Below are 12182 nucleotides of genomic sequence, written 5' to 3'. Positions count from 1 at the left end.
GTGCCGCTGCGAACCCGAATCATCCTGCTGGTGAGCCTCGCCTTTGCGCTCGCCTTTGCCGGGCTGGTGGCGGCAGGCATGCAGCGCGAGCGGCTGGCGGCCGTTCCCTATACGGATATCGGCACGCTCGGTCAGACGGCGCTATGGCGCGAGATTCTGGAAGACGACACCCAGAGACTGGTCACCCTGTCAGATGAGATCCTGGCGGACGACGGCTTGCGGGAAGCCGTCGCGGCGCGCAGCCTGCCGCAGATGCGCAGCCTGGCCACCAGCTGGACCATTCCGCGCTTCGCCAGCGGCACGCTGACGGACCTGCAGATCCTGGATGACAGCGGGCAGGTGCTGTTTGCCAGCTCGACAGCGGCCGAGCCGCCACGGCTGCTCGATTTCAGCACCATCCGCAATGTCCACGCCGGGGCGGCGCCGCGCGGCATCCGGCAGATTACCGCGGACCGGTTCCTGGTGATCATGGCCCGCCAATATCCCACGCCAGGGGGTGATTTCGTGCTGGCGCTGGCCGCCTCTGCCCAACCGGCGCTGAGGCGGTTCGCCAGGTCCATGGAAGCGGACGCATTCCTGCTCAGCACCCGCGGGCGGCTGGTGGAGGGCACAAAGCCTGAGCTTTGGCGCGCCCTGTCGCTGGACCTGCCGCAGCGGGTCGCAACGGTGCGGCAGGCAGCGCTCGATGGCCGGCTCTACTCGGTGACGGCCATACCGCTGCAGGATCTGTCCTCGGGCTCGGCAGGGCTGCTGGTCACCGTGAAAGATGCGACGGAGAGCCTGTCGGCCCTCCACCGGCTGACCATGATCACCGGCGCGGGAGTGCTCGGCTTGCTGGCGCTGCTGCTGGGCGGCCTTTACCTCTATCTGCGGGAAAGCTTCCGCCCGCTGGACCGGGCGGTCGGCGTGCTGGGCGCGTTGTCGCGGGGCGACACCAGCGTGGACCTGCCCAAGGAAAGCAATGACGAGATCGGCGAGATCGCCACGGCGGTGCAGGGCTTGAGAGCAAATCTCGTCGCATTCAACGACAGCCGACGCCAGCGCGAATTGCAGCGGCGCCGGCAGGAGCGTTTCGTGCGGCGCCAGATGGAGAACCTCGCCAGCACTCTCGAGCCCGGGGCGCGGGAAGAGGTGCTGACCGATCTGCGCCGCATCGTGGCGGCGACCAGCGGGGCAGCGCCCGAGGCCGAAGGCGCGGAGCCGGCACCGCAATCGCTGGCGCGCCTCATCCGCGAGGACGACCAGCTCGGGCCGCTGGCAGCGGTTCTTCAGCAAATGTCCGGCCGGGTCGTAGACCAGCATCGGCGGCTGTCGGAGCTGGTCACCCGCCTGCGCGAAGCCCTGGTGCGCGAAACGCAGCTTGCCAGCCTTCAGCAGGAGCTCGCGATCGCCCGGGACCTGCAACGATCGGTGCTGCCGGTGGACTTTCCGGACAGGCCGAGATTTTCAGCCTTCGGCCTCATGGAATCCGCGCGCGAAGTGGGGGGCGACTTCTATGACTTCTTCGAGCAGCGGGACGGCCGCTTCGCCTTTCTGATCGCGGATGTGTCCGGCAAGGGGGTTCCGGCCGCCTTCTTCATGGCGATCGCCCGCACGCTGCTCAAGGCGATCGCCCTGTTCGAGAGCGACCCGGCCAGCTGCGTGCGCCAGCTGAACGAGCTGCTCGCAGCCGGCAACGACCAAATGATGTTCGTGACGTTATTCTTCTGCGTGCTCGATCCGGCCACGGGCGAGGTCGAATATGTGAATGCGGGGCACAATCCGCCCTATCTTGTCGGCCGGTCGGGCGAGGTCACCATGCTGGCGACCAGCGACGATCTGGCGGTGGCGGTCATGAGCGGGGTCGATTTCAGCAGCCGCCGGATCCGGCTTGCGCCGGGCGACACGCTGGTGCTCTACACGGACGGCGTGACGGAGGCCTTCAACAACGAGGACCAGCCGTTCGGGGACGCGCGGCTGAAGGCAACGCTCGAAGCGGCGCCGCGGCGCGATCCGCAGAACCTGGCCCGGGCGGTCGCCCAAGCGGTGAGAACGTTCGAAAGCGGCCACCAGCAGTCCGACGATCTCACGCTGCTGGCGATGAGTTACAAGGGGTGAGCGAGCCGCAGGCCAGAAAGGCAGCGTTGAGCCCTGCGGCCCTGGATGCCCCGGTCGAGCCGGGGCATGACGGCTTTGCGGGGAATTCAAGGGCTTGACGCGGCAATCTAGGGCCGAAGGGAGCGTTGGTGCCGTGTGGCCCTGGATGCCCCGGTCGAGCCGGGGCATGACGTAAGCTAATGACTAGCAAAGCAAATCGTCATTGCCGCGCTTGACGCGGCAATCTAGGGGCCGAAGGGGGCGTTGGTGCCGTGTGGCCCTGGATGCCCCGGTCGAGCCGGGGCATGACGTAAGGTATTGACTGGAAAAGCAAATCGTCATTGCCGCGCTTGACGCGGCAATCCAGGGGCCGCAGAGGAGCTCGTGCCGTGTGGCCCTGGATGCCGGCTCAAGGCCGGCATGCCGGTCTCAAAGCGTGTGCTCAGGCGGAAGTTTCGCCGGACAGGCGGCGGACGGAGCTCGCCTGGGGGCCCCAAGGGCCTTCGGTGGTGGCGCGGGTCACCTGGACCATGGTGCCCACTTTCAGGTCGTCGAAACTGCCGCCGACCACCGCATTGCGGGTGAAATAAAGGTCGGGGCTGCCAACCACCTCGATAAACCCGTAGTTCTGCTCAGGAAACAACCGAACGACCGTGCCCGTGTCCGCGGCGGCCTCGTGCGTCTTCACCTGCTGGCTGCGAATGTCGGCATGCTCGCCGAGCTGCCGCTCCATGGCCTCGAATACCCGGTTCACCAGGGCAGTGCCGCCGTCCTTTCCGTCGTAGGTGTCCTTGCCGTTCTTGGCCACCAGCGTGCGGCCCGGCACCTCCACTTCCACGGTGATGCCCAATGGGGGCTTGCCGGAACCGGAGCTGCGGTGCGGCGCATCCACCACGACACGGCAGGCGGTGATGTTGTGGTGAAACCGCTCGAGCTTGCTCGCACGTTCGCGGATATGTCTTTCCAGAAATTCCGAGGTGTCGAGATTCTTGAAGGCGATCTGGATCGGCGTTTCCATGTTCGTCAGCACTCCAGCATTCGCGCGCCCAAATGCGGCGCGCGCCGTCCGAGGTGGCGCTGCGGGTTGCGCATTCCCACCTCACCTACAATTTGGCGTTGGTCCAGCGGCAATACCAGGGCCCTCCGCTGCTGTTAACGACGGTGACGCGGGCCGGTTGCAATTGGTCCCGTCAGTCGGCGTAGGAGGGATCCTTGGCGTCCAGGATCTCCTTCATCTGCGCGAAATGCGCAAAGGCGCTGGGCTTGTAAGCCTCCCAGCCCTTGGCCGTCTTCTCGGCGACCTCGTCGGAAAGAACGCTGAGCGGGCGCCCGGTCGAATAGGCCAGCACCAGCGTCTGGCAGGCCCGCTCGAGATAATAGAGGTCGTCGAACGCCTCCGCGACCGTTTCGGCCACCACCAGCACGCCGTGATTGCCCATCATCAGGCGGTTGGCATTGCCGAGCGCGCGCACCAGCCGCTCGCCCTCCTCCTGCTCGTCAGCGATGCCGCCGAAACCCAGGTCGATGGCGACACGCCTGAAATAGCGCGCCGTGTTCTGGTCGATGGGCTTGATGTCCGGATCGGCGAGAGAGGCGATCGCCGTGGCATAGGGCGGGTGCACATGCAAGATGCAACGGGCATGCGCCAGCGACTTGTGCATATTGCCGTGGATGCACCAGGCGGACGGATCGGGCGCATCGGGCCGGTCCATGGTGGAGGGATCGTCGCTGTCCAGCAGCAGAAGATCGCTGGCCTTGATGCGGGAAAAGTGCCGCCAGCGCGGGTTCATGAGGAACTTCTTGCCATCTGCCGAGACGGCGAGGCTGAAATGGTTGGCCACCGCCTCGTGCCAGTTGAGCTCGGCTGCCAAGCGGAAGGCGGCGGCGAGATCAACCCGCAGCTGCCATTCCTCCGAATCCGTCTTCCGATTTGCCTTGAAGCTTGCCACAGTCGACATGGGGGTTCTCCTCGCGGCCGGAGCCGCCGCCGGCGACATTTCCTTCAGATTAGCACGGCCGATGCCGCCGTCCAGCGGCAGTCGCCTACGTCCTGTTCTGCTACTGCGTTCCTCCCGTCTTGCGCGGCTGCCGCCAGCGCCACCAGGCCAGCGCGGCGATGGCAGCGACAAGGGCGATGAGCACGCCGGCCACGCCCAGGTGCTGGGCAAGTTCGGCGAAGGCGTGGACATGCGTGCCGACGAACATGGCGAGCGCGCCCCAGAAGCCGACCCACAGGGCGGCGCCGATCGCGTTGAAGATGAGAAAGCGCAGCCAATGCATGCCGAGGCTGCCGGCGACGATGCCGTTGAGCTGGCGCAGGATGACGACGAAGCGCGCGCCCGCAACGATGGCCGGGCCGTAGCGGCTGAACTGGGCTTCGGCCCATTCATAGCGCTCAGCCGTAACGCCGACCCGGGTGCCAAAACGAATGACGGCCTGGCGGCCGAGCAGGCGGCCGATGAGATAGCCGATATTGTCGCCGAGCACCGCGGCGGCGAAGGTGCCGAGAAACAGCAGAGGCGGATCGAGCAGGCCGCGCGCGGCGAGGCTGAACGCCGCGATCAGCAAGCTCTCGCCCGGGAGCGGCGCGCCCAAGCTTTCCAGCAATATGATCGCGAAGACGGCCCACTCGCCATAGTCATGGAGATAGGCTGCGAGATGCTGCGGAATGTGCGCTTCATGCATGACCAGCGGCTCCGGCACGCGGCAATCGCGTGGGGTCACTGCATCCAGCGCTGATACAGCTTCTCGCCGATGAGGCAGTCGAACGGCTCGGATGTCGACGTCGTTTCGCTGGCATGGATCACCCTGGCCGTGTCGGGCTCTCGCCCGACGATCTCGAGCACCAGCTTGCGCCGAATCGCTTCGGCGATGGTGCTCAGCTCCTGGACCGGGACGATGAACGATCCGGGCCCCCCGATCACGCACTGTTCGTAATAGGCATCGAGATTGTCAATGGAGTAGAAGCCCCCGGCGGACTTGATCATGATCGGCAGGCCATTGATCACGATGCCGCGGGCGAGAACGGCGTCACGGGCGGTCAGCACCGGCGCGCCCATGTTGTTGGGACCATCGCCGGAAATATCGATCACCTGCCGCAGGCCGTTGAAGCCGTTGCTCTCGAAGAGCGGAGCGGCGAACTGCAGCGCCGAGGAAATGGAGGTGGCGCGGTAACGGGAAATGGGCGCCGATGCCAGCGCGTCGGCAAAGGCCCGCGCGGCGGCTGCGCCGTCGATGACGGTCCAAGGCACCAGCACCGTCTCGTAGCCGGGGCCGGCCCATTCCACGTAGGTGAGCGCGATCCGGCCGGTCAAGCCTGAGCCGATGGCGCTGATGACCTCCGGATGCTTCAGGGCTTCCACATAGCCCTCTCTTTGCAGCGCCTGCTCGTCCAGGTCCATCGACCAGGAGACGTCCACCGCCAAAACCAGCTCCAGATCCACGTCCGCGTCGGCCGCCCTGGTGGCGGATGGCAACATCATCACGAAGGCCAGCAGGCTAAAGAGCGTCCGGAGCATCATCCTTCTGTCTCCTTGCGGTCCCGGGGCCATGGGGCAGCCCTGCTCGACGGAGGGTGATGCGAGGAGCGCATGGCCGCATGCATTGTCGTCAGAGGACAGGCTCGCGCGTCAAGGCCAAAGATCTAAGTAGCTGAATTGATTTGTAAAATCCCATTCGTGCTTGGCAAATCACACGGCATTTAGGCCGATTCTGGCGCGCCAGTTGGCGCGGGAATTACCCGCTGTGGTTTTACAACAAAAGTCACAAAACACAGAGAGCGGCGATAAGCAGCAACCAACCCCATCCGTGTTCGTAGCCGCCGGCGATAAGAGCGCTGGCCATCGCCGCGAAGCACAGAGCTAGGAAGTTGCTAGACGAGAAAAAGGTCTTCCAATTCATTTCCTGTACCTCTCCGCGCTAAAGCCCTCGGCCGCCACCGGCAGTCCTTCATCCCAGTTGTCTCGCTGAACCATGAGACTCTTGAAGTGTTCGAAGGAGCCAAAGCTGTGCTCTACCTCCGCTGCGCTTTCGTCATGGACCGTCAAGATCATCGGGTAGCCATACTCATGCTGTCTGAGCATACCGTAGGCCATTTTGTCCCGGGCGACGCCTTGGGTGGCGTTCTCAGCGATCAAACCCCCGTACGCCGCTGCTCGGACGAATTCGCGGTTGTTGCTTTCATCCTTTATGATCTTGGTATTTGGTCCTGGCCGAGTCTTATACGTGAGCGCGTCTTTCATCGCGCCCCAAGGTGTTTCGATCTTCTGAATCCGTGGATATGGATAGAAAATCGGTCGTCCGCTCGGCAGGCGCATCAGCAGGAACGAGCCCACTTTGCGAAAGGCGATTCTGCCACAAGGAACCAACTTCCCAGGGCTGTCGACAGCCTCGATCGCGCAACGTTCTAAGTCGTACCACAGCTGTTTTATTTTTGGGTGTTTCGCTCGCCAATTATCGACGATTTGGCGAACCTGCTCGTCTGGCAACTGTACCTGGTAGTTGACCGCCATGGATTGAAACGCGCCGACGCCGCCCTGAAACCCTAGTGCGAGCTCGGGCACCTTGCCGTGCGACTGACGTTCCGGACTATCCTTTGTCAGGCGCGTCACTCGCACGCCGAGGATCTCAGCTGCTGTCAGGAGATAGATGTCCGGACCTCTCCCTTCATCGAAGGCGCGGAACGCATCCAGCTTCCATGTTTCTCCAGCCAACCACGCCAAGACGCGCCCTTCGATATTCGATAGATCGACGGCCATGATCACCCGGCCGGGTGGTGCGCAAATCATCCCTCGAATGCAGTCGGAGATCACGGCGTGCGGGGACCCGTACACCATATCTATGAGTTCCGTATTCCCCTCGGCCAGCATGTCGATAAGCGGCCCGACGTCCTTAACCGACGGGCGCGGGAGGTTCTGTAACTGAACGCCGCGGGCAGCCCAGCGACCGGTCGCCGCCCCGTAATACTGGACAGTCCCTCGGATCCGACCGTCCTCCTGACGCATCGTCAGCATCTTCGGCACCTTGGCCGTACTGCTGCGCGCACCGTTCTGGCGGAGCTCCATTGCGCGGCGGACCTGAGGGTCCAGATCGGGGGTCTTGAGGATTTCCTCGAGCTTACCTTTCGCCACCGAGTCGGCGTCTAGGCCCATCTTGCGAGCCCACTTCAACAACTGTCCGGTGTTCGTGATCGCGGATACCTCTCCATCGGTGACGGCGGCCATCTCTTCGTTGAGCTTTGCCTCCGACTCCTGCAACACCTTCGAAGCCTGTTGGACCAAGCGCAGATCGATGAACACGCCCCGCTCGTTCATTTGCTGGTCCATAACCCAGATACGCTGCTCGATGGGCGAGAGAGGCAACAAGCGCTTCTCTAGCGCGCGCTCTACGTCAGCGTCAGTTATGCAGTAAGCGTGCAGGCGCTCCCTCTTGTCTGGGTCCGCCCACCACTCCACGACCGACCCGTCCGGTAGCAACGTGAATTTCCTGTCGTCCAGGAGTGAGCCCGTGCACGCTTCATCGTAGCCCGCGCTACCGGGCAGGTGGATGCGCCGGGGCTTGGCCATCTGAAGCATCAACCGTCGCCCGGCCATATCCTTTTGGATTTCCAGCCCTACAGCGGCGCCTGCCCCCTCTAGAGAGCCGGGAAGACCCATAGCCAATGCCTGGGCCATCGAGCACCGTTGTCGCTCCAACGGGATTTGAGGCCACCCGTAGCGCGGGCCCATGATGAATTTCTCGGCTGCCCGCTCAAACTGGTTGTTGTGCGCAGAAGCCAGGATCTCCGGGTTGTTGGCGGCCTCTATGAACTCTTCCGGGACCGGGTCCCCCGGCAGCCACAGCTTCGTGGGCTCGTCGTCGAAGTGGTACGCGCAGCACCACACATCCGCAGACGGATGTTCCATATATTTGTAGACACCAACCTGGCGCAGATCGAGGACGTTCCTTGTCTCGTAATCTCGGCGGAGAACGCGTTTTGATTGGTTCATCCCAGCAGGTCCTCGAGCGAGGCCACCGGCTCCGGCGCCGCCTTCAGGATCGCGTTGGCGAGCGACTCGGCAGCCGTCGCGCCGTCGCCGAACTCCATGCCGGCCTCGCCGCGGCGCACGTTGGAGCGCCACCCGTCCTTGAATTCGAAGATGTTGTTCACGCGCAGCCCGCGGGCGTGGGCCTCGTCGATCAGCTGCTCGATCGTGAGGGTTTGGAGATCAGTCATTTTACGCCCCCAAAAGGACGCGTCGGTGCCCAGACAAATCATGACATTTTGGACACCGACGACGCAGTTAGAGCATCCCGAGCGCGCTGAGATAGAGGTCGAGGATAGCTGCCTCCTCGTCCCGCTCGGCCTTGTCCTTCCGCCGGAGGGCGATCACCTTCCGGAGGATCTTCGTGTCGAAACCATGGCCCTTCGCCTCGGCGTAGACCTCCTTGATGTCCGTGGCCGTGGCGGCCTTTTCCTCCTCGAGGCGCTCGATGCGCTCGACGAGGCTGCGGATCATGCCCTGGGATATCGAGGTGGTGGTCTCGGCCCCGTCGCCCATGAGCTCGGTGGCGCCTGAGTTGTGGCCGATGTTGGTCATACGTACTGCTCCCTCATTCTTTGAAGCTGTTCCCATTGGCGGCCGGTCACGATCGTGTCGACACCCCACTTCTCGACCCGCTTGAACATGTCCTCGACGAAGTTGCGATCCCAGTTCGAGAGATCGCGGTCTTCGAGGTCCAAGAGGGTCCTTTTGAGGTCGTCGAATTCCGAGCGCATCATTCGGTCACCTCGACGCACTCAGCCGAAATGAAGCGATGGTCCGGGATGAGCAACAAGCTCGTCGCTCCCCTCTTGAAGCTGAGATAACCCAGCGAGCGGTGTATCTCGACGTCGCCAGGTAGCACTAGCCGCCTGGAACCGCTGGCGTCCTGGAAGACAACGATGGTTTCCATGCTCTTTACGGGCGCTGCCTTTCTGGCCATATCACCCTCCAATCAGATCGAACGCACCGTCGGCCGAGCCGCCGCCAGTCTCGACGGGAGCGAACTCGTCCTCAGCCCGGACCCGGGTGCCGCCCCACGGCTCCGCGTCGTCCAGGATCTGCACGTTCTGCAGGCCGAAGCTGACGCCATAGTTGCCGTGCTTGGCTCCCTTGCCGTAGGCGAACGCCCGCAACGACGCGACGCCCCAGCGGCCGGAATACGCCAAGCTTTCCTCGTCCACCGTCAGCCCGCGGGCATCCACGATCCCCGGCCGCTGCTTCGAGTTGGCGCGGATCACCGTCCAGTCATCGCACTCGTCGGGGAAGTGCTTGCCGTTGGCACCTTCGCACTGCTCGCCTTTCATGAACGGCCAGCGGAACTTGCCTTGCTTGAGCAGCTTCTCGAGCTGCTCCTTGCCGAACTCGGCGATGGCCACGTCCTGGGCCACCTTCTTCAAGAGCGAGATATCCGCCGTCGGCGGGATCACGATCGAGCACCCGTATTCCGGGTCCTTTCCCTCAGCCCGGGCGCGCGGCTCGAACAGGGTCTTTGTGAAGCCGAGGCGGCTCTTCGGCGTGCGCACGTTGCCCGCCGGGGTCATCACTGCAACATTGAAGTCTACCATTTTGCATCTATCCTTCTGACATATCGCGACATTTTCGACACTTCGGGCATAGCTCCGCCCCGGGGTGCCGAGCCCTATTCGATGCGCCAGACGCGGACGCCCTTCTGGCCGCCGACGACCATGGTCCGGCACCTATAACGCCCCCCGAAACGGTGGCGCCGCCGGGTGGCCGCGCTGGACGCCTGGTTGGCATTGATGCCGGGGATGAAAAAACTGTCCCCGACCTTCAACTCCGCCCAGGGATACTGCGACTCCTTCTTCCTCACCGGAGGTATGGGGACGCCGCTTTCCACGGGGTATTTGATAGTCATTCCACCCTCCAGACACCGGCCACTTCCCGGCCGTCCTTCTCCATCTTCCTGACCACGAACACACGCCCCAACCGGCGCCCGAGCCGCGATGCCAGGACCTTCACCGAGTTGTATTTGTCCATCGGCACCGAAAAGTGCTGGCCGAGCTCCATCTCCTCGAAGGGGTAGGCCCGCAAGGTCGCGGATCTCGGCAAGACCGGGACGTCTTGTTCGATCGGTTTCATGCAGCAAACTCCGTGGCAGCATCCGGCTTGGCCGCCGGCCGAGGATCGCTGTCCGGCACGAGCGAGAGCCCGCTGCTCTCCTGCGAGATCGCGCCCCGCAACAGCGCCATCGACTTCTTGCCGACGAGCTTCTCGATCCTGGCCGGGCTCTTGACCTTCGGCTCCTCGTAGATGTCTTCGGGCGCCAGCTCGAACGTGAGCTCCAACAAGGACACGACCGCCGCTTCGTCCTGCCACTTCCGCGTGGCGCGCTTCTGAACCAGCTTGAAACCGGTCGGCAGGTTGCCGGCGAGTGCCTGCTGGTGGGCGAACTCCTTCACCCGCTTGACCCAGCCCTCGAGGATCTCGGCCTCGCTCAGGATATGTGCGAGCTCGTCCCGGTCGAGCTGAACCGGCGACGGGACCACAGGGTAGCCCTGTTCATCCGGGATAAACTCGGCCCTGGCGATCTCCAGCGCCTTGTCACGCAGCGCCGGGCAAACGGCCGCCGCCTTGCAGAACTTGCAGTGATCGCCCGGCACCAGCGGCGCGTCGTCCCGGGCTGTGTCCTGGGCTCCGCGGCGGAGCACGTCCTCGAACTCGACCACCGTCGCCGGATCGGTTTCCCAGCTGCGCACCTCCCCGTCCCGGTGCGGCGCGCGGGGTTGAACGACGGTCAAGGTGACCTTCTCGACCTCGCGGTTGTGGTAGCGCTTGAGCGCGCCCACGGCGTAGGTGAGCAGCTGAGGGTTGTTCTGCGGGTCGACCGGGACCCCGACGCCATATTTCAGGTCGACGACGTGCAGGTGCTTCTGCTCGACCTGATAGACCAAGGTGTCCCCGGTGCCGAAGCCGTCCGGGATCACGTGGGTGAGGTCGAGCTTGCACTCGATCTCCAGCTCGTCGGCCGGCGCGATGATGCTGCGGCAATGATCCAGGTAGATCTGGACGCTGTGCACCATTTCCTCGTCGACAAGCCAGCGGTTGTCGCCGTTCTCGGTGCCGGCATCGCCGAACATCGCGTTGCCCTCGGCCGTGATGTCGATCACACAGTCGAGGTATCGATCGGCGTCCCAGCCGTGCCGCAGGCAATGCTCGGCCAGCATGTGCGCCGCGGTGCCTTCGTTGGCGTAAACGCTCGACTTGTCCGGGATGCCGTCCGAGAGCCGGATCGACCCGGGGCACACCAGCCACCGGTAGGCGGCGCTGGGGCTGAGCCTGGCGTGGGCCCGGGTGGTGTGAGGCGCGTTCATGACGGCACCTCGACACCGAGCTCGCGCAGCTCCTCCAAGAGTTGCTCACGGTACCGATCTAGCATTGTGACAACGACCGGTGCGGGTAATTCCACTGTGTGGTAGAAGAGGGTCGCACCTAGCCTGTCGTGCACTCTGAGTTCGGCGTCATCTCGCGACGCAACGGCCTGTTTGATGTCTTCAACCCGGCGCAGCCGGTCCAACTTAGGGCTGGCCTTTCGAATCTGCTCTGGTGTCATGACGGCACCTCGACACCGAGCTCTTTGAGCCGCGCCCGCGCCTCGCTGATTAAGGCTTCAATGGCTGATCGAGCCACGCTCGGAGAAAGAATAATCCAGCTCCGACCGGCTTCGCGCTCGACTTCCAATCTCGCGCACAGCTTTTCGGCGCCCTCATCCAAAAACTCCTTGTAGCAAGCGATATCCTGGATGAGCCATCCCGCCTCCCTCGCTGCATCAAGGGTCATGACTTGACCTCCTCCCAGTGCGGTTCCTCTTTCGAGGACGCCTCTTCGACGGCCTGAGCGTGGTCTTTCCACTCCACGATGTATTGCTTCACCTGGCGCCATGCGCAGGTGACATTCTTCTCGTCGGCATGCCGAGCCCATTGAAGGAGTGATTTTGCGACCAATCGCGCTCCTTCAGGCGACATGATGAGGGGATCCCCGGACGAGTGAGAAATCGTCACGAAGTAGCGCCCGCCCTCGTTGTAGGACCCGACGGCGATGTAGACGTCCGTGCCCTTGGCCATA

Annotated in this window: 17 protein-coding genes; 1 reads left to right on the top strand and 16 read right to left on the bottom strand. The window is 63.8% G+C overall.

The features are described 5' to 3' along the window. Positions 1–2097, top strand: coding sequence for a SpoIIE family protein phosphatase (locus tag E4P09_RS17250; RefSeq protein WP_137390873.1), 2097 nt, complete (start codon positions 1–3; stop codon positions 2095–2097). Between the two features lie 421 nt (positions 2098–2518). On the opposite strand, the gene E4P09_RS17245 is transcribed toward E4P09_RS17250, so the two are convergent. From E4P09_RS17245 to E4P09_RS17170, 16 genes are all read right to left on the bottom strand, one after another. After that, positions 2519–3094, bottom strand: a complete 576-nt coding sequence (locus E4P09_RS17245) for an HPF/RaiA family ribosome-associated protein (protein ID WP_137390872.1) — start codon at positions 3092–3094, stop codon at positions 2519–2521. A gap of 172 nt (positions 3095–3266) precedes the next feature. Continuing rightward, a complete protein-coding gene (locus E4P09_RS17240) occupies positions 3267–4034 on the bottom strand; it encodes a class II aldolase and adducin N-terminal domain-containing protein (protein WP_137390871.1) in 768 nt (255 codons plus the stop codon). A gap of 100 nt (positions 4035–4134) precedes the next feature. Next, positions 4135–4761, bottom strand: coding sequence for a DedA family protein (locus E4P09_RS17235; protein ID WP_137390870.1), 627 nt, complete (start codon positions 4759–4761; stop codon positions 4135–4137). Positions 4762–4796: 35 nt separating this feature from the next. Beyond that, positions 4797–5597 carry a DUF1194 domain-containing protein gene (locus E4P09_RS17230; protein ID WP_170984482.1) on the bottom strand — a complete coding sequence of 267 codons (801 nt, stop codon included), beginning with the start codon at positions 5595–5597 and terminating at the stop codon, positions 4797–4799. Between the two features lie 375 nt (positions 5598–5972). Next, positions 5973–8063: a DNA polymerase gene (locus tag E4P09_RS17225; RefSeq protein WP_137390869.1), complete on the bottom strand. Its 2091-nt coding sequence runs from the start codon at positions 8061–8063 to the stop codon at positions 5973–5975. Then, positions 8060–8290: a hypothetical protein gene (locus E4P09_RS17220; protein WP_137390868.1), complete on the bottom strand. Its 231-nt coding sequence runs from the start codon at positions 8288–8290 to the stop codon at positions 8060–8062. Before E4P09_RS17220 ends, E4P09_RS17225 begins: the two co-directional genes overlap by 4 nt. Positions 8291–8357: 67 nt before the next feature. Further along, positions 8358–8615 carry a DUF2312 domain-containing protein gene (locus tag E4P09_RS17215; RefSeq protein WP_137391208.1) on the bottom strand — a complete coding sequence of 86 codons (258 nt, stop codon included), beginning with the start codon at positions 8613–8615 and terminating at the stop codon, positions 8358–8360. A 35-nt stretch (positions 8616–8650) separates the two neighbouring features. Further along, positions 8651–8836, bottom strand: a complete 186-nt coding sequence (locus tag E4P09_RS17210; RefSeq protein ID WP_137390867.1) for a hypothetical protein — start codon at positions 8834–8836, stop codon at positions 8651–8653. Beyond that, a complete protein-coding gene (locus E4P09_RS17205) occupies positions 8833–9039 on the bottom strand; it encodes a hypothetical protein (protein WP_137390866.1) in 207 nt (68 codons plus the stop codon). Before E4P09_RS17205 ends, E4P09_RS17210 begins: the two co-directional genes overlap by 4 nt. A 1-nt stretch (position 9040) precedes the next feature. Next, positions 9041–9664, bottom strand: a complete 624-nt coding sequence (locus E4P09_RS17200; RefSeq protein ID WP_137390865.1) for an ssDNA-binding protein — start codon at positions 9662–9664, stop codon at positions 9041–9043. Between the two features lie 74 nt (positions 9665–9738). After that, entirely contained in the window at positions 9739–9975 is a 237-nt protein-coding gene (locus tag E4P09_RS17195) for a hypothetical protein (protein WP_137390864.1), read from the bottom strand. After that, positions 9972–10199 (bottom strand): hypothetical protein, encoded by a 228-nt coding sequence (locus E4P09_RS17190; RefSeq protein WP_137390863.1) that lies wholly within the window; start codon positions 10197–10199, stop codon positions 9972–9974. Before E4P09_RS17190 ends, E4P09_RS17195 begins: the two co-directional genes overlap by 4 nt. Beyond that, entirely contained in the window at positions 10196–11431 is a 1236-nt protein-coding gene (locus tag E4P09_RS17185) for a DUF2800 domain-containing protein (RefSeq protein WP_137390862.1), read from the bottom strand. Before E4P09_RS17185 ends, E4P09_RS17190 begins: the two co-directional genes overlap by 4 nt. Continuing rightward, positions 11428–11670, bottom strand: a complete 243-nt coding sequence (locus tag E4P09_RS17180; RefSeq protein ID WP_137390861.1) for a hypothetical protein — start codon at positions 11668–11670, stop codon at positions 11428–11430. Before E4P09_RS17180 ends, E4P09_RS17185 begins: the two co-directional genes overlap by 4 nt. Continuing rightward, positions 11667–11897 carry a hypothetical protein gene (locus E4P09_RS17175; protein WP_137390860.1) on the bottom strand — a complete coding sequence of 77 codons (231 nt, stop codon included), beginning with the start codon at positions 11895–11897 and terminating at the stop codon, positions 11667–11669. Before E4P09_RS17175 ends, E4P09_RS17180 begins: the two co-directional genes overlap by 4 nt. Further along, positions 11894–12181 carry a hypothetical protein gene (locus tag E4P09_RS17170; RefSeq protein ID WP_137390859.1) on the bottom strand — a complete coding sequence of 96 codons (288 nt, stop codon included), beginning with the start codon at positions 12179–12181 and terminating at the stop codon, positions 11894–11896. The genes E4P09_RS17175 and E4P09_RS17170 overlap by 4 nt, the downstream gene beginning before the upstream one ends. Position 12182 lies beyond the last annotated feature (1 nt).

This window comes from Rhodoligotrophos defluvii (assembly GCF_005281615.1).
GTDB classification, from domain to species: domain Bacteria; phylum Pseudomonadota; class Alphaproteobacteria; order Rhizobiales; family Im1; genus Rhodoligotrophos; species Rhodoligotrophos defluvii.
Note: the sequence above shows the minus strand (reverse complement) of the source record. Positions and strands in the feature narration are given on the sequence as shown.